Source organism: Flavobacterium sp. Leaf359 (assembly GCF_001423985.1).
GTDB lineage: Bacteria > Bacteroidota > Bacteroidia > Flavobacteriales > Flavobacteriaceae > Flavobacterium > Flavobacterium lindanitolerans.
Genome location: NZ_LMPW01000002.1, coordinates 48,437 through 69,310 on the forward strand (window position 1 = coordinate 48,437; position 20,874 = coordinate 69,310).

Below are 20,874 nucleotides of genomic sequence, written 5' to 3' on the forward strand. Positions count from 1 at the left end.
TTCGAAGAACTAAAAACCCGGCCTTTTAACATTCACTCCATGATCAATAAGCGCCTGCTCATAAAAAATCTCCTCGCTCATAATGACGAAAGCAGCTTTTATGACAAAAAGCGCCAACTGAACCTCCACACCCGGGAAGGAAAGGCCAAATTTTTAAAACATATTTGCGCCTTGTCAAATTCCAATCCTGCCAACAATTCCTATATTGTTGTGGGCATTGAAGACCACGATAATGAAATTATAGGTGATGATTTTTTTGACGACAGCCGAATCCAGAATCTCGTCAATGCCTTTCTGGAGAATCCCCCTAAAATCCAGTATGAAAATGTGCCTTTTCCAAATCTTCCAAAAGACAAGGTTATTGGATTAGTAACAATCAAACCGAGTAAAAAAGTTTCCTTTTTTAAAAAAGGAATCCATACTATTCCTGCAAAATCGATATTCATACGCATTGGAAGCAATTCTGTTCCTGTTGATGAAATTCCAAATGATAGTGGCCGAAACTACCAAAATGTGGAAACCGTTATCAGTATTGAAAACAACTCCCGCAACAGCATTGAACATACTCTGGAAGGCGTTATTGATTTCATGAACAACCGGCATAAGGACATGTCTCCAAAATATAAAGTATTCAAAGAATTATTTGTGGTTTGCTGGGCCGGACATAAAAAAAAGGTCAAGGACATGACCTATCTTTCCCGTGTTGACATCGAACTCGTGAACGAACAGGTGAAGCTCTTTTATTCGGCATTGGATGAAGTTTCCATTGAATACGACAACCATACTTTTTCAATAACAGAATACCTTCCACTGGGACTAAACGATAAGACCAGTTATTATCCGTTAGAAAAACAGACCATTTCCTTTTATGACAACGGCTACTATAAAATCGAAACGCAATTTTTGTTTGAACCGCCACAATACAATAGAAAAATGCTTTTCCATATCTATAATTCCAACCAATCGCTGCTTGCCAAACTCGACAAAGGACTTACACTTTCTGAAAGAGAAAAAAAAGACCTGGAAAATCTTCCTTCAACATTCATGATTTGCTACCTCAACGGTTTTGAAGAGGCAAAACAAAAACTGATAGATGCAAAACCTTTGCTGAAAAGTTTCGAGAATCCGACTGTTTATGTCAACTTTAAGGAAGCAATGCGCATTTTGCGTAAGATGAAATATGATACATCACTTGATTGACATGGCCATCGAAAATTTAAAAGTCAGGTTGTCATTAAACTCAGGATGTGAATAGGCCCCATATCTATAATACACACCAAATCCAAGACCCAGATTAGCAATATTCATATAGTTGATTTTTAAAATATTATCTATCTGTAAACCTGTTTCTGTAAAAATCTTATCTTTTGTCTTGAAAGCAATTACCTGATGTGCGCTTTTATCTGACAGATTTCCCCAACCAAAATTATTATGCCAGGTCACACCCGGTTGAAACTTTCCTGATTTGAACAGTAACCCGCCAAAATTGTGTGAAAGAAATAAGTTCACATAGCTGTCTGATAAAAACTCATACGGACGTAGCGTTTGAAAGGTGTTTTTCATAATAATAGCCGATTTGCTATCATAACTTCCTTCACCTGTAAATAAAAGTCCATATGGCAACGGCTTGTCAATAAAACCGGCTTCTAAGCGATAGTCTGTCTGTCCGAAATTCTTTGTAAAAAAGGACTGCTGGACACTGGCTTCTATCCTGTTATAATCAAAATCACTATCGATTAAGTTTTTGATTCCTTTAGTGTAGGCCAGATTAAAGACAGGATATTTTGTTCCCATAGAATAGCGCTGGTTCATGCTATTTACAAATTTTTCCTTGTAAGCAAATCTTAGGTGGAATGTGAGGTCTGTCGTTGTATAATTTCGAAAATCCCGATTTCCATCGTTGAAAAGATATTCATACCTGGGTGTAGTTTTGGTATGATTGAAATCGACTTTGAATTTTAAATAGCGTAGCGTCCTGAAGCTAAAATTCAGATTATTCTGCCTGATCATGTCATATTGGTAACCAATATAATTTCTGAAATTATAAAGGCTGGGCTCATACGTATTCAAACCATAATTCCCTGTTTCCATCAGGTTTTGCTGGTATTTTGCTCCAACTACCATCTCGTTTTCTTTAGAAATCCTATATAGTATTTCCCCTCCATATTTCCAGTCATGGTCCTCCATTCCATAACCCAAAAAGCCGCTCAAAGTCAAATCTTTGAAGAGCTTTTCATTGGTATAAAAACCGGTTCCCAGCCTTAATTTTTCGTATTTGTTGTAGCTAAACGTTTTTGACAAATCAATATCGATTGGACCGGCAGGAATTCGTCCTTGTGCAAATTTCTCCATAAATGTCAAAAAGCCGTCAAAATTCGCTTTCTTTCCAATACTGTCAATGACCTTGTAGGTAGTCATTTCGGCATTGTTTAGTTTTTCGGCACGGGAATTATCCCAAAAAAGGCTGTCTTTTTTTGCTGCTTCAGAATCCATACGGACAGCTTCTAATGAAAATTCTTTTTTATTCAGCGGTATATCGACTTCTACCTGATCTATATAACTCTTACCATCCAGAATCATTCCGATAGTTTTGGTTGGAAATTCATTAAAAATCAAAGCATAGTTAAGCTGCTGCGGAAACCAGTATTTATTATCTATAAAAGCATACTGCTGTTGTATTCTGATATCAATTTTTCCTTTTTCGAAAGGTGATGCGATAACATTTTGTACTGCATATTTGTTGGTATTGATGTACAGGAACCCTTTTAGTCCGTCAAAATTTTTATTCGCCTGAGGTCGGAATGAAAGGATGTATACCGTGTCTTTTTGTTGGTAGATTGTATCTTCAATGCGAAACTTATATTTCTTTAAACTACCCTTACTAATTGGATTCAGGTAATTGATATTGAACAGTCTGATGTTGTCTTTATAAAAAGAAAATGGCTGAAAATCGGTTGCCAGTGAAGCAAAGGTCGGATTTTCAAATCCCGAGACTTTGGTACCAATTACGACTTCTTCGCTAATATCGGGTTTTATGAATTTTCGGTTTGTTACAGATTCCATCATAAAAAGCCGGCTTCCCTTTAGTTTTTGCCGGATGAGCAAACTGTCTTTTTTATCGGGCGAATCCGATCTGTAATCATAAATTAGCTTGTTATAACACCGGTATTTAAAAGAATTGATGTTTTCCGGATTATTAAGTTCTTTATTGGCAATTACTTTCCGAATTATGGCATTGGCAGGATTCTCTCCTGATTCTATAACCACTTCGTTTAAATCAAATTTGGAACGGACCATAGCAATTACTATTTCGCTGTCCTTTTTTAAAATGGGAGTGGAAAAATTTTCATATCCCATATAACTACAACTGACGCTGGAAATAGGCGAAGTGCTTTTATAGACAAAGGTACCTTCAATATCAGAAGACACACCTTGTCTATTATCTCCATTAATGACAACCGTAGCAAAGGCAAGAGGTTCTTTGGTTTCTGAATCAATAATTTTTCCTTTAATTGTGTTCTGTGCATACAAAACCGGCCCCATTAAGAATAAAAAGGCCAGTTGGGGGTAAATTTTTTGCATAGTAGTTTTTAAAAAGTCAGAATTTTAAATCAAATATTTTCTTTTTCAATCCTAATTAAACGCTAAATGTGAATTATTCTTTTATATAATCAATAGTTTTTTATGATATTTGAAAACAATACTTTATAGAATGAACAGAACTTTAATCATTGGAGATATCCATGGCGGATTAAAAGCCCTGCACCAGATTTTTAAAAGAGCCGACGTAACCACTAATGATACCTTGATTTTCCTTGGGGATTATGTTGACGGCTGGAGCGAATCTCCGGAAGTAATTGATTTTTTAATTGCTCTGAAAACCACCCATAATTGCATTTTTTTAAGAGGAAACCATGACGACCTGCTGTTGCAATGGTTGGAAGTAAAAAAGGACAACCCGCAATGGTTCAATCATGGCGGTCGCCTGACTATGGAAAAATATGGCATACTGTCTCAGGAAAAAAAACAGGCTCATATTGATTTTCTTAAAACTTTAGAAAATTACCATCTGGACGAGCATAATCGTTTGTTTGTTCATGCCGGGTTTACCAACCTCAACGGGGTTAGTTATGAGTATTTCCCAAAAATGTTTTATTGGGAACGCACCTTGTGGGAAAATGCACTTTCACTTGACAGTTCTATTGAAAAAAACAGTCCTTTTTATCCAAAAAGATTCAATCTTTACACTGAAATTTTTATTGGACATACACCGGTAACCCGAATTGGAGAAACCGTTCCTGTGAATAAGGCAAACATCTGGAATGTTGATACAGGAGCTGCTTTTAAAGGCCCTTTGACTATTCTGGATATTCAAACAAAAGAATATTGGCAAAGCGATCCGGTTTACTTGTTATATCCTGAAGAAAGTGGTCGAAATTAATTTGTTTAAAAAATTATAAAATTCGAGTATATTTGCATAAAATTTTTAATCATGAAGAAAATTATAACAATTGGTTTGCTTTTAAGTGCTTTTCTTGGAAACGCACAGGCTTTTAGCGGAAAAGGCGACAAGAAGTTTCAGGTAGGTGCCAACTTTCAGGATCATGCAACAGGAATCATGGCTACTTATGACTATGGAATTGGTGAAAACATGTCTATTGGTGGATACACCACATATCTGTTGGGCGTTGATGGCGACGGCTCTAAATTTGAAGACCGTTTCGATTTGAAAGCGCGTTTTAATGCAAACATCGGAAATGTGATGGGCTTGCCAGAAAATGTAGATATCTATCCGGGTCTGGATTTAGGCTTAAGAAATTTTGGCGCCCATTTAGGCGGACGTTATTTCTTCTCGCAAGGTTTCGGTTTATTTACAGAATTTAGCGTTCCAATTGCAAAATATAAAAGTGATGTGTTTGGATATGACCGCCTGAACAATCAGTTTGTTTTCCATATTGGCGCTTCGTTCAATCTATAATTATAAAATAAACAGCATATTCAAAATCCGGTTCCTAAAAAGAATCGGATTTTTTGTTTTCCTATTTCCGCAAAAAGAAAAAGTCCCGGTAATATCGGGACTTTTTTTATTCCGGTTGTAACGCGACAGTCACACTTTCGGAATAACGTGACATGCAGCTGCAGTAATCATAACCAAACCTGAAGCAAAAGATTGATAGTTTTCGCAGTTGCTGTCAAATATAGTTTCCGGGTTTCTATGCCGTTACAATGGAATCTTTTTCTATAGCAATTTCTATATAGATGCAAAACTTTTAAAAAGGTTGCCTGGTTTATTTATTTTTTTTAGCAATGTTATAAATAGGTTAAAATCAGCCGGTTTGAAAGAAGCTATAAAACATTATTTGTAAATTAGGTATACAAACTCACCAAAAAAATGACACTTTCAGACCGATACAATTCCATTAGAAAACACACTGAACACCTCTGTAATGCACTGACTACAGAAGATTTTGTACCGCAGCCTGCTGATTTTGTAAGTCCTCCAAAATGGCATCTGGCACATACTACATGGTTTTTTGAACAGTTCGTCTTAAACGAACATCTTCCGGATTATAAACTGTTCGATGACGATTTTAGCTTCTTATTCAACAGCTACTACAATTTTGTAGGCAAACGTGTTTTTAGAGCGGATAGGGGAAACATTACCCGTCCGGGTGTTCATGAAGTATTTGAATACCGTTCTTATGTAGATATGCATATGCAAATACTGTTACAGCTTAAATCGGAAGAATTGAAAGACTTAATTGAGTTGGGATTGAATCATGAGCAGCAACATCAGGAACTGCTTATTACCGACATTAAATATATTCTTGGAAACAATCCTATTTTCCCCGTATATGACGAAAATATTGATTGGGAAAAACAGGAAAATGAAGAAACCGGGTTTGTAAAACTCGAAGAAGGTATTTATGAAATAGGATTTGAAGGGGAAGGATTTTCATTTGACAATGAACATGGAAGACATAAAGTATACCTGCATGATTTTGAAATTTCAAAATCGCTGGTGACCAATGCGGAATATCTGGAATTCATTTCTAATGGCGGCTATAAGAATTTTGATTACTGGCTGGATGAAGGCTGGTCCTGGGTTACCGAAAACAAAATTGAGGCACCCTTATACTGGCATAAGATTGATGGAGAATGGCACAATTACACTTTAGGCGGATTGGAAAAATTAAATCCAGAAGCTATCCTGACACACATCAGCTTTTATGAAGCTGTTGCTTTTGCAGCCTGGAAAAAAATGCGACTGCCAACCGAATTCGAATGGGAAGCTGCTGCCGACAAATTCAATTGGGGAAAGCGTTGGGAATGGACAAATAGCGCTTACCTGCCCTATCCGAATTTTAAAAAACCCGAAGGCGCTATCGGAGAATATAACGGAAAATTCATGGTCAATCAGATGGTACTCCGTGGCGCTTCCTGTGCCACGCCGCCACAGCATGACCGAAAAACATACAGAAACTTTTTTCATGCCCATGAACGCTGGCAGTTCAACGGCATTCGTCTCGCAAAATAATTGCTTATGAATACTGCACAACCCATCCATTATACCGCTTTTGCGGAAGATGTCCTTGAAGGATTGACTTCAAAAAAGAAACACTTGTCCTCTAAATATTTTTATGATGATAACGGAAGTCAGATATTCCGGCAAATCATGAAAATGCCCGAGTACTACCCTACCAATTGCGAGTTGGAAATCCTGTCCTGGCAATCGGATACCATTTTGGACAAGATTGCTTTTAAGGGAAATTTCAATATTGTGGAGTTTGGTTCGGGTGACGGCACAAAAACAAAGCAGTTATTAAAGACTTTCCTGAATAAAGATGCAGATTTCACCTATATGCCTATTGACATATCTGAAGAAGCCATATTAATTCTGGAAGAAGACCTGCTCTCTGCCTTGCCAAAACTCAAAATGGAATCGAAAATTGGCGATTATTTTGATGTGCTTGAAGATATAGCAAAAGATGACACTCCAAACCTGTTTCTTTTTCTGGGAGGCAATATTGGTAATTATAAAAAGGAAGATGTATTTGATTTACTTCAAAAATTTTCGTCCGGAATGAAAAAGGGTGATAAATTATTGCTAGGTATTGATTTGCAAAAAGACCCCAGAGTTATACAGGCTGCCTATGACGACCCGCATGGAATTACCAAAGCATTCAATATGAACCTGCTTCATAGAATTAACAAGGAACTGGATGCAGATATTGCCATAGATCAATTTGATTTTTACTGCCATTATAATCCTGAAAATGGCGAAGTCAATAGTTATCTGTACAGCTTAATCCAACAGCAATTTTACAGTCGGGTACTAAACACATCGTTTAGTTTTGAAAAAAACGAAACCATTTGGACAGAACTTTCTAAAAAATACAGTTTTGCAGAAATTGAGGATTTGGCAAATCAGTTGAATTTTAAGGTTGTTGAAAATTTTTTAGATGGCAAACAGTATTTTACGGATAGTTTGTGGGAGAAGTAAAACCGGATGTTTTTTACTGCCACATCTGCTTTTAGTCAATCTGTAGATACAGTTGGTCAAATATTTTTCAAAAAAAGCAATAATCTTTCCTTCTTTGTATATTCGAAAATTTAACGAAGCAAGATTATCTTTGCCTTTTCTCATGAAAAAAAATTCTCAATACAAGCATTGGCTATTTATAAGTGTATTTTGGTGTGCCTTAGGTTTTGCCATCTGGTCACAGATGATCCAGGATTTTAATTTCTTACATGCTGTCTACCAGGCACTGCTTTTCTTAGTATTTTCCATTACTATTGCTCATACGCTAAGCGATGTTTTGCTACCTAAAGCTTTGAACAAAAACAGGATGGGCTTTTTTGGAGCTCAGTTTGTTTTTATGGTATTCCTTCTGGCCGGATGCCTCGCACTGATATCTGTCGTGTTTTCAAGTTATGAAATACGGGGTATTTATCCTCAATCCAAATTACCTGTTTTAGAACATTTCTGGTTCCGTTTTTACACCGCGATTCCGGCGGCTTTATTAGTAAATGGTACAGCCTGCGGCCTGCGTTTTTATCAGGAGCATGGCATAATGGAAAAAAAGCACGCCCTATTAAAGCAAAATCACCTGGAAGCCCAAATCAAGATATTGCAGGATCAGATCAATCCGCACCTGATGTTTAATGTGCTCAATCACATTCATATTCTCATGCAACGCAATGTGCCTCTTGCTTCTGAGTTGCTTATCAAATTTTCGGATATTCTGCGTTACCAATTGTATCAGTCCAATCGTGAATATGTAATGCTGGATGCGGAAATCAAATATCTGAAAGATCTTGTCGGTATTGAGCAAGTACGTTGGGGAAATGAATTGGATGTGGATTGCCGATGGGAAATCCAAAACGGCAGCCTACAAATTACACCATTACTGTTGATGCCATTAGTAGAAAATGCTTTTAAACACGTTTCAAGGCTTCCTCATGAAAATGGTTACGTAAATCTGTTGTGCAGACAGGAAGGAAATGATCTCATGCTAAAAATAAAAAATTCATATACTGAACAGTATAAACCATCATCTAATGATCATGGACTTGGATTGGAAAATGTGCGCAAGAGGCTTGATATCCAATATCCATGTCGTTATGATTTATCTATTGAGAAAACGAAAGATACCTATACAATTATTCTTAATTTAGCACTCAATTGATATGAATATGAATGCGGACCAGTCTTCTAAAGTGATGATTCATTGTCTCGTTATTGATGATGAGCCATTGGCGCGGCATAGCATTATCGATTTTATTGAAAAAATAGATTTTTTGGAAGTTATCGGTTCCTGTGCTTCGGCTCTCGAAGCTTCAGAATACGTCCAAAAAGGGCTGGTCGATTTACTGTTTCTGGATATTAACATGCCTTATCTCTCGGGTCTGGAATTTTTAGATTCTCTGGAACGCCCACAAATGGTAATTTTTACGACAGCCTATTCTGAACATGCTTTGGAAGGATATCGTCTTCAAATAGTAGACTATCTGCTGAAACCTATCACATTTCAACGATTTTATCAGGCATCTTTAAAAGCTCAGCAACTGTTTTCTTTAACCGCTTCTGCAAAACAGCAGGTTCCGGCTGACCCTTTTCTATATATCCGCCAGGGTGAAGGTTTCCAAAAAATATCCTGGATGGATATTCTTTATATCGAAGGAATGCAGAACTATGCCAAGTTGCATTTCAAAAATCAAGTCCTGATTATCCATCAGACTATGATTTCGCTGGAAGAAACGCTTCCTAAAGAAAAGTTTTTCAGGATTCATAAATCCTTTTTGGTAAATATCGACCATATCGATTCTATAGCAGGCGGCCGTCTTTCTATTAACGGGCAGCAACTACCTATTTCAAGAACACGCAGAGAGGCACTCCTGAAAGAGGTAGTTTATAAAAACCTGTTAAGCCGATAATCTAAAACTTCCATTTTAAAGCTACCGCACCATAAAACGTAGTCGAAAACTTTGGATTGGCCATATCCTTTTCTTTAAAAATATCGCTAAGCTTTCTGTCATTTGTCTGAAAAGAGCGTGTGAGCGTAGAGCCAGCCGTAAAATCAATTGTCCAATGTTCGCCTAATTTAGATTGGGGGCGTATTCCTGCAATGATTTGCTGATAGCCTAACAGTTTTGATTTTCCATCCCGAGAAACTTCGGCTGTCATACCATCCAATTCTACCACTGCTTTTAAGTCAAAATTCGGTGTGAATCTATAGCCTATTTCGGCACCTTCAGGAAATGCTATCTTAAAATGCAATGCTGTTTGAGTTTCCCAATTGAAATAAATTCCGGGCAAAACCATAGGAACACCAAATGCATTGGTCAATACCGGGCCAAATCCAAATGCCAAATTAGGCTTGAAATTTTTGATAAAAAGCACTCCTCCCTGAAGCAAAACATCGTCAATAGTAATCTGTTCCAAATCGGTATAGATACCCACAGACAAGGTTGCCATCATGGACCACTTGCCTCCAATAGGCCGGATATGTTTCAATCCTATCTGGGCATTCAACAATTCCGCAGGAAACAATTTCTCGTCATAATATTTGTTTTCCATAGCAGCATAGCTTCCCTGAAGATACAGCGACCACAATTTCGGCTTATTCTCATCAACCATTTTAAGAGAGAGCGGTATTTCCAGAGCGGCTTGTACTCTTTTAAAATCACTCTTGGAATCTGTCTTTACACTATCAATAGGGCGTATATAATTAGAAAAAGGCACATAATCTGCCTTGACTTGTCCTGAAATGCCTGTTTGTGCTTTGCCTGCAATTGAAGCAAAAAATAGTACCCAATAAAAAACCAGTTTCTTCATGTCAAATTTATTTTTGCACGAAGTACGCAGTTCAGCCATACATCATGAAATTCATTTGACGAATAGCTTGGCTGTTTTGACGAAAGGTTTTTATTCCGGGAAATGTAAAATGATTATCGGGGAGTTTACACCAAATTTCCATTATCCAGGAACTTTGCGGCTCTGCGCCTTTGCGTGAAATAGTTGCTCGCAAAGGCGCAGAGCCGCTAAGCAATTGGAGTTGGTTTGGTATAAACTTCGGATAATCAATTAACTTTAAACAAAAAGTCCCGCTTTTCAGCAGGACTTTATTATTAAGAATAGCTAAATCTTACAAATCAAACTTGATTCCTTGTGCCAAAGGCAACTTGGTAGTATAGTTGATTGTATTCGTTTGTCTTCTCATATATACTTTCCAGGCGTCAGAACCTGATTCACGTCCGCCTCCGGTTTCTTTTTCACCACCAAAAGCACCACCGATTTCAGCGCCAGAAGTTCCGATGTTTACGTTTGCAATTCCACAGTCAGAACCTGCAACAGAAAGGAATCTTTCCGCTTCACGCAAATTGTTGGTCATGATTGCAGAAGACAATCCTTGTGCCACACCATTTTGAAGATCGATTGCATTTTCAACTTCTCCAGAATATTTCAACAGGTATAGAACTGGTGCAAATGTTTCGTGCTGTACGATTTCAAAAGAATTGTCTGCTTCAGCAATTGCCGGTTTCACATAACATCCACTTTCATAACCTTCGCCAGAAAGAACGCCACCTTCAACAATAATTTTACCGCCTTCAGCTACTACTTTTTCCAAAGCTTTGTTGTACATTTCAACTGCATGTGTATCGATAAGCGGCCCAACGTGATTGTTTTGGTCTAGTGGGTTTCCTATTTTCAATTGTCCGTAAGCCGCAACGATTGCATCTCTTACTTTATCATAAATGCTTTCGTGAATAATTAAACGACGTGTTGAAGTACATCTTTGTCCTGCAGTTCCTACAGCGCCAAAAACAGCTCCGATAACTGTCATTTTAATATCTGCATCCGGAGTTACGATGATAGCATTGTTTCCTCCCAACTCCAATAATGATTTCCCTAAACGTCCGGCTACAGCCTGAGCTACTATTTTTCCCATTCTTGTAGAACCTGTTGCAGAAACCAAAGGAACGCGAACATCTGCAGTCATCCACTCACCTACTTTGTAGTCGCCGTTAATCAGGCAGGAAATACCTTCCGGAAGGTTGTTTTCTTTTAGGACTTCTGCGATGATATTTTGACAAGCGATACCACATAACGGTGTTTTTTCAGATGGCTTCCAAACACAAACATCACCTGCAATCCAGGCCAAAGCGGTATTCCATGACCAAACGGCTACTGGGAAGTTGAAAGCAGAAATGATTCCAACAACTCCTAATGAATGGTACTGCTCATACATTCTGTGTCCAGGACGCTCTGAATGCATTGTTAATCCGTGCAACTGACGGGACAGTCCAACGGCAAAATCGCAGATATCAATCATTTCCTGAACTTCTCCAAGACCTTCCTGGAATGATTTACCCATTTCATAGGAAACCAATTTACCAAGAGCTTCTTTTTTCTCGCGCAATTTCTGACCAAACTGACGAACGATTTCTCCACGCTGTGGCGCCGGCATTAATCGGAAAGTTTTGAAAGCTTCGGTAGCGCTTTTCATTACTTTTTCATAATCCTCTTTTGTAGTAGTTTTTACTTTTCCGATTAGCTGACCGTCAACCGGAGAGTAGCTTTCAATGATTTCACCATTTGAAAACCAGCTGTTTCCTGTTGAAGTTCCTTCGTTAATTGCCGCCAAGCCCAATTGTTGCAAGGCTTCAGTCATTCCAAATTGATTTGCTATTGTTGCCATTTATAACTTTTTGATTGTAAATTGTATTATTTTTTGCGAAGTTATGATTTATAGGTGGATTTTGCGAATCAAAATGTTTTTTTAGCAATTGTCTTTCCTTTTCTTAAAGAATTAAAACAGATTTCGCTTCTTAAATATAAATACGCCCAGAATGGAAATGAATAGTGACATGAGCAGGATAATCCAAAATCCCAGCGGACTTGCCTGAAGGTTATTAGGCACGTTCATTCCGTACAGGCTCGCTACCAATGTAGGAATCATCAAAATGATTGAAATGGAAGTCAGCCGTTTCATGATAACGTTCAGGTTATTCGAAATTACAGAAGCATAAGCGTCCATCATTCCGGTTAAAATGTTGCTGTAGACATTTGTCGTCTCTTCTGCCTGCCGCAATTCAATTTCTACGTCTTCAACCAAATCGGGGTTAAGTGTTGTTTTCTGATTTTTTAAATTTTTGATTCTATGGAAAAGGATATCATTCCCTTTTAAAGATGTTATAAAAAATACCAGACACTTTTCAATTTGCAGCAAGGCCTGGAGTTCTTCATTTTTTATTGATTTTTCCAGATTGCTTTCAGCCAATTTGATACGCTGGTTAATGTGTTTCAGATATTTCTGATACCAGACACTGGATGATAGCAATAATTTGAGTACTAAATCATAATGCGAAGCGATTGCTATTTTTTTACGCTGCGTATACAGCACAAAATCTTCCAGCATGTCGTTGGGTTGAAAACATAAGGAAACAAAAACATCGTCGTTAAAAATCAGTCCCAAAGGAGCCGTATTAAAGGGTAGCTTTTCGTCATTGCTCTTAAAAGGGATTCTCAGGATAATGAGATTCCAGCCGTTTTCGGTTTCCAGACGCGGACGTTCGTCAATATCTTCAATGTCATTATAAAAGGCTTCAGGGATTTTTAAATCTTCAAGAAGGTATCTGATTTCTTCTCTAGTTGGAGAAACCGCATTAATCCAGCAGCTTTCGTTTGGGTTTTGGGCAGGAATAAGCCCGCTGTCATTTTTGTAGAATGTAATCATAATGCAATGCTATTTCTAAGAACAGCTTGCGATATGACGCGCTGTCCTTACATTAATAAAATGTTCTTCTGATAATAATCGTCCATTTTTTAAGGATAATTTTAAATGCGGCGCGAAGGTATGACATTAAATATGAAACTGTTATCTCCATTATGTTTTTTTTAGCACAATAAAAAAACCTTGCTTGTTGAGCAAGGTTTTCAGTTTTTGAAGAGCACCACAATATTATCTCTTTAATGTGTATTTTTTATCGGCTTCCATAATGGTTCCGCATTTTGTACAGGTACGTAATGTTTTGGAATTATAAAAATGCTGAAAATGCGGCAGGAAATCTTTTTCAATATCGTTGAGCTCAAAGTAGACATCGTAAAGTTTGTGGTTACAGTTTTCACAGAACCAAAGCAGTCCGTCCGTATAGCCTTTTCCTGCTCTTTTTCTTTCAATAACCAGACCTATAGAACCTGCTGAACGAACCGGAGAGTGTGGTGTTTTGGCCGGATGAAGATACATATCTCCGGCATGGAGTTCCATTTCCTTGCGTTTGCCGTCTTCCTGAATGATTACTTTTATAGAGCCTTCAAGCTGATAGAACAATTCTTCGGTTTCATTATAATGGTAGTCTTTTCGGGCATTTGGCCCGGCTACTATCATTACGATATAGTCTTCAGAATCAACATAAATGTTTTTATTCCCAACAGGCGGTTTTAGCAGATGCCTGTTCTCTTCAATCCATTGATTGAGATTGAACGGTTTTGAAATTGCCATAGCTTTAATATTTCTACTAAATTACTAAAAATAAAAAAGGCCAGTAAAAAACTAGCCTTTAAAATTATTTTACCTCTTTTATCAGGTACAGATACACGGGAAAGTGGTCACTGAATCCTACCTGACCGTTGGAGTTTCTTAGCGGATAACCTTTATATTGTCCTGTTGTTTGTGTAAGGAAAGGCTTGTTGTAAACACCGGCTTTCCAGAAACGATAGGAAGAATAATCTTTTCTGATTAATGGCTCGGAAAGAATCATCTGGTCAAATAAATCCCAGGCGTCTCTATAGGCCAAAGTTCCGATTCCTTTATTAGACATTTCTTCCATAGGGTTGTACATGCCTCTTTCTTTGGTTTCTTCTTTTTTGGCTTTGGCTCCTAATTCAACCTTAACACTCTTATTATAAGGACCATCATTTAAGTCACCCATAGTAATGATTTTTGCGTTTGGATTGATATTATACAACGAGTCAATAATTTTTCTATTTAATCTTCCGGCAGCCTCACGGTTTGGACTTGATTTTTGTTCACCTCCTGAACGTGATGGCCAGTGGTTTACGATAAAGTGCATTTCTTCTCCATCCAGCAATCCGGTAACCAACAACTGGTCACGGGTATAAATTCTCTTTGTCTTATCTGTCTGGTCATAAATGATTAGCGGAATATTGATAGAACTCGTTGGTTTGAAATGCTTTTTTTGGTATAGCAATGCCACGTCAATTCCTCTTTTGTCCGGAGAGTCATAATGAACAATACCATAATCCTTGTTAATCAAAAGCGGTTGTTTTACCAAATCTTCAAGAACACCTCTGTTTTCAATTTCTGCACCACCAATAATCACAGGAGATTCCTTCTGTTGGTCGCTGGTTCCAATTTCATTCAAAACCCTGCTAAGATTTGCCAGTTTCTTTTTGTATTTCTCCGCTGTCCAATTTTGTGTACCTGTTGGGGTATACTCTTCATCATTTACATTTGCATTGTTAATCGTGTCAAACAAGTTCTCAAAGTTGTAGAATGCAATGGTTTGCACTCTAAACTTCTTATCCTGAGCTTGCGCAACATTTATTGAAGATAATACAATGAAAAGGGCAATAAATTTTTTAATTCTCATAAATCCAATATTAATTAAATATGAAGTTTAACATAAACTTGGGAGCAAAAGTAAATAATATTAATTAATAATGTAACTTTGCCGCCGTTAAGAAATTGTATTTCTAACAAAAAGGGATTAATCATTAAATTTATTTATGAAAAAACTTGTAATTAGTATTTTATTTGTAATGCAAGTCGTTTTTGCTTTTGCTCAGCAGGGGTCCTTAGTTAAGGGTAAAGTTGTTGACTCAAAAACTCAAAAACCATTGCAAAATGTAGTAGCTACAATTCGAAACACAACATTGACCGCTTTGACAAATTCTGACGGTGTATTTGTTTTCGAAAATGCGCCACACGGCAGCCATCTTCTTGAAGTTTCAAGTACTGGCTATTCTCGTCAAATCCTGTCTATCGATGTTGAAGGTCAACCTTTAGATTTGGGAGTTGTTGTTTTGGCAGAAGACATTACTTCTGAGCAGCAATTAAGCTTGATTACCATTACTGAAAATGATTTGGGTGATGACAACAGCGGTTCAGAAAGTACATCTGGATTGTTACAGGCAACAAGAGACGCTTTCCAGCAATCGGCAGCGTTCAACTGGGGTCAGGCACGTTTTAGAATCAGAGGTCTGGACAACGAATACGGAACCACGATGATTAACGGTATCGTTATGAACAAAGTATATGATGGCCGACCACAATGGAGTAACTGGGGAGGTTTGAACGACGCTACTAGAAACCAAGAATTTACTATGGGTTCTGCTCCTTCTGACTATACTTTCGGAAGTATCTTAGGAACTCAGGAAATCAATACAAGAGCTTCATTTTACAGACCTGGTACCAGAATTTCTTTCTCCGGAACCAATACAAACTACAGCTGGAGAATGATGGGAACTCATGCTTCAGGAATGAATAAAGATGGAATTGCTTATGTGATTTCTGCTTCAAGAAGATGGGCTCAGGAAGGTTATTTTGACGGAACTGATTACAGCGCAAACTCTTTCTTTGCAAGTATTGAAAAAAGATTTAATGATAAACACAGCTTAAACTTTACATCAATCTATGCTCAAAACAGCAGAGGTAAAAACTCTCCAAACACGGCTGAAGTTAACAGAATTGCTGGAGAAAAATACAACTCATACTGGGGATGGCAAGATGGTGAGAAAAGAAACTCAAGAGACAAAGATGTTGAAGAGCCAATCTTTATGTTAAGCCACTATTGGAAAATTACTGACAAGACAAACTTAAACACCAATGTTTCTTACCAATTTGGTAAAATCGGAAACAGCCGTCTTGATTTCCAAAACGTAAACAACCCTGATCCTACTTACTACAGAAACCTTCCTAGCTACTATACTTCAATGTATGATGGAAATACCTTTGTAGGAAATTCAGAAGCTAATATTTTAGAAGCTTCAAGAGCCCGTTTCTTAACTAACAGACAAATTGACTGGAATGCAATGTATGCTGCTAACAGCAGAACAGCTGCAGGAAACAGTGTTTATGCATTGTATGAAGACAGAACAGATGACAAAACCTGGACTGCAAACTCTATCTTAAATACTCAACTTTCTGACAACATCATTCTTAATGCTGGTGCAACTTACAGAAAGCTAAAATCGCATAACTTCCAAAACATGCTTGACCTTCTTGGAGGACAGTATTTTAATGATATCGACAATTTCTACACTGGAAATTTTGCTCAGTCTGACTTGAACAATCCAAACAGACAAGTAGGTGTGGGAGATACTTATGGTTATAACTATAATTTGCTTGCTGATGTAGCTGATGCTTTCACGCAATTTAAATTCAACTACAGCACATTCGATTTCTACCTTGCTCAATCATTTTCCCGTTCTCAATACCAAAGAGAAGGTTTGTACAGAAACGGACTTTATGCAAACAACTCTTTTGGAAAAAGCGACAAGATTGTTTTTGAAAACTTCGGATTCAAAGGAGGTATGACATACAAAATGACCGGAAGACAAATGTTCGATGTTAATGCAATCTACATGACTAAAGCGCCTTCATTGAGAAATACTTTCCCTAATGCGCGTTTGAACAACATCATCGTTCCGGATATCAACAGTGAAAACATCATGAGTGTTGACGCAAGTTATATCATCAGAGCACCTAAATTGAAAGCAAGATTGACAGGTTTCTACTCAACAATCAAAAATGCTACTGAAACTTCATTCTTCTTTGCTGAAGGAGTATTTGAAGGAGATGGTTCTGATGCCAACGCTTTCGTTGCTGAAACAGTAACCAATATCAATAAGAAAAACATGGGTGTTGAATTGGGTATCGAATACCAAATTATCCCAACATTGAAATTTACTGCTACCGGAACTTACGGACAGTATACTTATGACAACAATCCTAATGTAAGTATCAATAACGACGCTCTTGCAGCTCTTGTACAAGAAGGTTCTCTGGCAAGTGTAGGCGCGCCAAATACACAAGTAAATTTTGGACAGGCTAACTTGAAAAATTACCGTCTTCCAGGTATGCCACAACAGGCTTACTCTGTGGGTCTTGAATATAGAGATCCTCACTTCTGGTGGATTGGTGCTAACGCAAACTACCTGGCAAGCAACTATTTAGATGTATCTGCATTATTGAGAACACACAATTTCTTTGAAAACTCTGCAGATCCTTACGGAATGGATTTCCCATTCTCTGATATTGATCGTGAGAATGCAAGAAAATTGTTGAAACAAGAGAAATTTGATGATTTTTATTTAGTAAATTTAACTGGAGGAAAATCATGGAGAATCGGTGGTAAAACTGTAGGATTCTTTGCAAGTATCAACAACGTATTCGATCAGACATACAAAACAGGTGGATTTGAACAGGCAAGAAATGCTAACTATCAAGAGTTAAACAGAGACGTTTCAAGCGGAACTCCTTCTTTTGGTCCAAAGTATTTCTACGGATATGGAAGAACTTATTTTGTAAACCTTTACATCAACTTCTAAAATTGCGTATTATGAAAATGAATAAGATAACAACATTATTATTCGCATCTCTTACGATGGGAATGATGTCAAGCTGTGTAAATGATGATGACACTAGCCTTCCAGAATATACTCCGCTAATTTTTGGTGAAGATTTTTCAGAAGGTGCAGACAACACATTGTTTGAAAAAGAAGGATGGTTAAACTTTGCTGAAACCGGTACTGTTCGTTGGACAAATCAGGTTTACAGCGGAAATGGTTATGCAGAATTCACATCATACCAATCTGGCCAGTCCTCAAACATTGGATGGTTAATCACTCCAGGTATTGACCTTGATGCTCAGGAGGGCGAGAAATTAGTTTTCCAGACAGCTCAGGCTTTTGTTGACAACGCAGCAAATACGATTGAAGTATTAATTTCTACTGACTTTGACGGAACCAATGTTACTGCAGCTACATGGCAGTCATTGAGCGCAACTTTCCCGACAACTTCTGCAACTTATTACCAATTTATTAAGTCCGGAGTAATTGATTTGTCAAGATTTACCGGAACTGCTCATATCGCATTCAGAGTAAAAGGAAACGGTACGACATTAGACGGTACTTATCAAATTGATAATATTAGAGTTTATAACTAATTCTATTAAAAGTAAAAAAATGAAATCTATTATATTTAAATCTATATTTGTCTCTATGATTGCTGCCGGATTAATTTCTGGTTGTGCTAATGACGACAATTATAATACGCCAAACCTTGGATGTGTTGATCCGGGATTGACGGCTACTAAAACGGTTCAGCAGATTATTGCAATGGCTACCGGAACTCCAAAGTTGTATGAAGATGACGATATCATTGAAGGATATGTAACTTCAAGCGATGAAAAAGGAACTTTCTTTAAGACTATTTCTATGCAGACGCTTCCTGAAACAGGAGCTCCTGTAGGATTCAGCATTGCTTTGAACGTTTCTTCAACTTTTGCTGAAGGATTTACTCCAGGGACTAAAGTTTACATCAAGCTAAAAGGCTTGTACTATGCTAATGTTTTCAACTCTTTACAGATTGGTGCCCTATATCAAGGAAATCAAATTGGAAGAATCTCTGAAAATGTTTGGAGACAGTTTATCTTCCCTTCTTGCACAAGAGTAAATGAGAATGACATGGTAAGAACGGTAACACTTGCTCAGGCTTATAACAATGCTAACCTGAACACACTTATCGAAATCAACGATGTACGTTTTGCTGATGCTTCCGTAGGAAGAAAATATTATGATATTGATTCAGGTGGTGGGGCAACAAACCACTTTATCACATCTGCATCTACAGGTGGTGCTTCAAATATTATCCGTTTCAGCAGCTTTGCTCCTTTTTCAGGAAACAGAGTTCCTTCAGGAAGTGGAAAAATCAGAGGTGTAATGACTAAATACAACTCCGATTTCCAATTCATCGTAAGATACGAAAGCGACATCCAATTAAGCGGAAACAGAAGTTTTAACTTTTTGGGAAGCTTTACAGAAAACTTTGAAAGCTATGTTGCTAACCAAAGTAACTTCCCGAACTATTTCAACAAACCTTTTGTTGGAACTAAAGTTTGGAACATCAAAACTACAGCTTCTAAATATCTGGAAATGTCATCTTTTGGAACACCGAATGAAGATAACAAAACGATGTTCTTCGTTCCGGTTGACATGACAGCTGCCAATACAATGACTTTCAAATATAAAGTTTCATTCCCTGTAACAGGTCATGCTCCTTTAAAAGTATATTATACGACAAACTACACTCCTGGCCAAGATATCAGAAATGCAGCTATCGTTGATATTACATCTAGCTTTAACATTGGAACAAGCCAGACTTTTGTAAATGCCGGAACATTCACAATTCCTGCAAACGTTACAGGAAACGGATTCTTCATTTTTGAATATACCGGTTCCGGACTTACCAACCCAAGACTTACAACAAACTTTGGTATCGATGATATCGTAGTTAACTAAGATAAAGGTTACATAATAAAAAATCCCCGTTGAGTTTCAACGGGGATTTTTTTATTTAGCAAAACCCTGGACTTCATTGTCAAGCCCGATTGTCATTTCAGGTACCAAGTTAAACATCTTTAAGAATAGCCTTCAGCAACACCACGGTTTTTTCAAGTTTAGTCGCTTTCGGCAAATTTTCAGAATCTATAATTAGTGAGCATCGTTTTTCTGGCCTCTTTACGTTTAAAAAGAATTCGAACTTATCTTTTATTGTAATTGAGACAATAGTTTCTAAAAACGGCTTAAAAAAGCCTTATTGCCCATCATTACAATTAAAAAGAAACCATCACAAAAAACTCAAAAAAAGAATATTGTACGGGAGAATTTCCAAACTAAGAGGTTTTTCACAATTCTATTTAAATTAGATTTAGCCACAGATTAAAATAATTACACAGATTTAAGAAGCAGCCTGTTAATTAAAGAATGTAAAAGATTTGTTTTTAAGCTGCTCTTTTTAAACATAAAGCACATAAAGTTCCCAACCATTAATTCCCGTTTGAGTTGTTCTAATTTGCTTTCCAAAATCTTTTGAAACATGCGATTATTAACATCAAAAAAACATTGCCAAATAAGAAACATCTAATTTGAGACAAAGCCTCTTAAAAAGCCAAAAAACACCTTTTAACACTAGCTTATCTATAAAAGTAATCCCAAAGAATAAAGACTAAAAACCTACGCCTTAAAAAAGAAGTATAAAATTGTTTATCTTCAATAATTTTCTATCCACTTTCCACTTTCCACTTTCCACTTTCCACTTTCCACTTTCCACTTTCCACTTTCCACTT

General features: G+C 37.3%; 16 protein-coding genes. 10 read left to right on the forward strand and 6 right to left on the reverse strand.

Going from position 1 to position 20,874, the window contains the following annotated elements; all coding sequences use genetic code 11:
* Positions 1-39: 39 nt before the first annotated feature.
* Positions 40-1,200, forward strand: a complete 1,161-nt coding sequence (locus ASG38_RS02830; protein ID WP_056066900.1) for an ATP-binding protein — start codon at positions 40-42, stop codon at positions 1,198-1,200.
* On the opposite strand, the gene ASG38_RS02835 is transcribed toward ASG38_RS02830, so the two are convergent.
* A complete protein-coding gene (locus ASG38_RS02835) occupies positions 1,189-3,582 on the reverse strand; it encodes a DUF5686 family protein (RefSeq protein WP_056066904.1) in 2,394 nt (797 codons plus the stop codon). The genes ASG38_RS02830 and ASG38_RS02835 overlap by 12 nt on opposite strands.
* A 130-nt stretch (positions 3,583-3,712) precedes the next feature.
* Here ASG38_RS02835 and ASG38_RS02840 point away from each other — a divergent pair, with 130 nt between their 5' ends.
* From ASG38_RS02840 to ASG38_RS02865, 6 genes are all read left to right on the forward strand, one after another.
* Positions 3,713-4,441 (forward strand): metallophosphoesterase family protein, encoded by a 729-nt coding sequence (locus tag ASG38_RS02840; protein ID WP_056066907.1) that lies wholly within the window; start codon positions 3,713-3,715, stop codon positions 4,439-4,441.
* A gap of 51 nt (positions 4,442-4,492) precedes the next feature.
* The gene (locus ASG38_RS02845; protein WP_056066910.1) at positions 4,493-4,978 is read left to right on the forward strand and encodes a DUF6646 family protein; all 486 of its coding nucleotides are present in this window, start codon (positions 4,493-4,495) and stop codon (positions 4,976-4,978) included.
* A gap of 414 nt (positions 4,979-5,392) precedes the next feature.
* Positions 5,393-6,538, forward strand: a complete 1,146-nt coding sequence (egtB, locus tag ASG38_RS02850; RefSeq protein WP_056066913.1) for an ergothioneine biosynthesis protein EgtB — start codon at positions 5,393-5,395, stop codon at positions 6,536-6,538.
* 6 nt (positions 6,539-6,544) lie between these two features.
* Positions 6,545-7,504 carry an L-histidine N(alpha)-methyltransferase gene (locus tag ASG38_RS02855; protein WP_056066916.1) on the forward strand — a complete coding sequence of 320 codons (960 nt, stop codon included), beginning with the start codon at positions 6,545-6,547 and terminating at the stop codon, positions 7,502-7,504.
* Between the two features lie 142 nt (positions 7,505-7,646).
* A complete protein-coding gene (locus ASG38_RS02860) occupies positions 7,647-8,690 on the forward strand; it encodes a sensor histidine kinase (protein ID WP_056067379.1) in 1,044 nt (347 codons plus the stop codon).
* 7 nt (positions 8,691-8,697) lie between these two features.
* Positions 8,698-9,438 (forward strand): LytTR family DNA-binding domain-containing protein, encoded by a 741-nt coding sequence (locus tag ASG38_RS02865; RefSeq protein ID WP_056067380.1) that lies wholly within the window; start codon positions 8,698-8,700, stop codon positions 9,436-9,438.
* Between the two features lies 1 nt (position 9,439).
* Here the strand turns inward: ASG38_RS02865 and ASG38_RS02870 are convergent, their stop codons facing one another.
* The 5 genes from ASG38_RS02870 to ASG38_RS02890 form a co-directional block, all read right to left on the reverse strand.
* Positions 9,440-10,339, reverse strand: a complete 900-nt coding sequence (locus tag ASG38_RS02870; protein WP_056067383.1) for a DUF6268 family outer membrane beta-barrel protein — start codon at positions 10,337-10,339, stop codon at positions 9,440-9,442.
* Between the two features lie 310 nt (positions 10,340-10,649).
* On the reverse strand, positions 10,650-12,203 hold the full coding sequence (locus ASG38_RS02875) for an aldehyde dehydrogenase family protein (RefSeq protein WP_056066919.1): 1,554 nt from the start codon (positions 12,201-12,203) through the stop codon (positions 10,650-10,652).
* Between the two features lie 111 nt (positions 12,204-12,314).
* A complete protein-coding gene (locus ASG38_RS02880; protein WP_056066922.1) occupies positions 12,315-13,241 on the reverse strand; it encodes a magnesium transporter CorA family protein in 927 nt (308 codons plus the stop codon).
* A 225-nt stretch (positions 13,242-13,466) separates the two neighbouring features.
* Positions 13,467-14,006, reverse strand: a complete 540-nt coding sequence (locus ASG38_RS02885; RefSeq protein WP_056066927.1) for a 3-hydroxyanthranilate 3,4-dioxygenase — start codon at positions 14,004-14,006, stop codon at positions 13,467-13,469.
* A 64-nt stretch (positions 14,007-14,070) separates the two neighbouring features.
* A complete protein-coding gene (locus tag ASG38_RS02890) occupies positions 14,071-15,117 on the reverse strand; it encodes an endonuclease (RefSeq protein WP_056066929.1) in 1,047 nt (348 codons plus the stop codon).
* A 136-nt stretch (positions 15,118-15,253) separates the two neighbouring features.
* Between ASG38_RS02890 and ASG38_RS02895 the strand changes: the two genes are divergently transcribed.
* From ASG38_RS02895 to ASG38_RS02905, 3 genes are read left to right on the forward strand one after another with little or no spacing between them, the layout of a single operon-like run.
* Positions 15,254-18,076: a carboxypeptidase-like regulatory domain-containing protein gene (locus ASG38_RS02895; protein ID WP_056066932.1), complete on the forward strand. Its 2,823-nt coding sequence runs from the start codon at positions 15,254-15,256 to the stop codon at positions 18,074-18,076.
* 17 nt (positions 18,077-18,093) lie between these two features.
* Positions 18,094-18,693: a choice-of-anchor J domain-containing protein gene (locus ASG38_RS02900; RefSeq protein WP_162239644.1), complete on the forward strand. Its 600-nt coding sequence runs from the start codon at positions 18,094-18,096 to the stop codon at positions 18,691-18,693.
* Between the two features lie 19 nt (positions 18,694-18,712).
* The gene (locus ASG38_RS02905) at positions 18,713-20,047 is read left to right on the forward strand and encodes a DUF5689 domain-containing protein (protein ID WP_157485990.1); all 1,335 of its coding nucleotides are present in this window, start codon (positions 18,713-18,715) and stop codon (positions 20,045-20,047) included.
* Positions 20,048-20,874: the final 827 nt, after the last annotated feature.

What these genes read in the sequence shown, in the direction of transcription:
- ASG38_RS02830 (WP_056066900.1), top strand. Translation starts at nt 40, where the DNA reads ATGATCAATAAGCGCCTGCTCATAAAAAATCTCCTCGCTCATAATGAC.
- ASG38_RS02835 (WP_056066904.1), bottom strand. Translation starts at nt 3,582, where the DNA reads ATGCAAAAAATTTACCCCCAACTGGCCTTTTTATTCTTAATGGGGCCG.
- ASG38_RS02840 (WP_056066907.1), top strand. Translation starts at nt 3,713, where the DNA reads ATGAACAGAACTTTAATCATTGGAGATATCCATGGCGGATTAAAAGCC.
- ASG38_RS02845 (WP_056066910.1), top strand. Translation starts at nt 4,493, where the DNA reads ATGAAGAAAATTATAACAATTGGTTTGCTTTTAAGTGCTTTTCTTGGA.
- egtB (WP_056066913.1), top strand. Translation starts at nt 5,393, where the DNA reads ATGACACTTTCAGACCGATACAATTCCATTAGAAAACACACTGAACAC.
- ASG38_RS02855 (WP_056066916.1), top strand. Translation starts at nt 6,545, where the DNA reads ATGAATACTGCACAACCCATCCATTATACCGCTTTTGCGGAAGATGTC.
- ASG38_RS02860 (WP_056067379.1), top strand. Translation starts at nt 7,647, where the DNA reads ATGAAAAAAAATTCTCAATACAAGCATTGGCTATTTATAAGTGTATTT.
- ASG38_RS02865 (WP_056067380.1), top strand. Translation starts at nt 8,698, where the DNA reads ATGAATGCGGACCAGTCTTCTAAAGTGATGATTCATTGTCTCGTTATT.
- ASG38_RS02870 (WP_056067383.1), bottom strand. Translation starts at nt 10,339, where the DNA reads ATGAAGAAACTGGTTTTTTATTGGGTACTATTTTTTGCTTCAATTGCA.
- ASG38_RS02875 (WP_056066919.1), bottom strand. Translation starts at nt 12,203, where the DNA reads ATGGCAACAATAGCAAATCAATTTGGAATGACTGAAGCCTTGCAACAA.
- ASG38_RS02880 (WP_056066922.1), bottom strand. Translation starts at nt 13,241, where the DNA reads ATGATTACATTCTACAAAAATGACAGCGGGCTTATTCCTGCCCAAAAC.
- ASG38_RS02885 (WP_056066927.1), bottom strand. Translation starts at nt 14,006, where the DNA reads ATGGCAATTTCAAAACCGTTCAATCTCAATCAATGGATTGAAGAGAAC.
- ASG38_RS02890 (WP_056066929.1), bottom strand. Translation starts at nt 15,117, where the DNA reads ATGAGAATTAAAAAATTTATTGCCCTTTTCATTGTATTATCTTCAATA.
- ASG38_RS02895 (WP_056066932.1), top strand. Translation starts at nt 15,254, where the DNA reads ATGAAAAAACTTGTAATTAGTATTTTATTTGTAATGCAAGTCGTTTTT.
- ASG38_RS02900 (WP_162239644.1), top strand. Translation starts at nt 18,094, where the DNA reads ATGAATAAGATAACAACATTATTATTCGCATCTCTTACGATGGGAATG.
- ASG38_RS02905 (WP_157485990.1), top strand. Translation starts at nt 18,713, where the DNA reads ATGAAATCTATTATATTTAAATCTATATTTGTCTCTATGATTGCTGCC.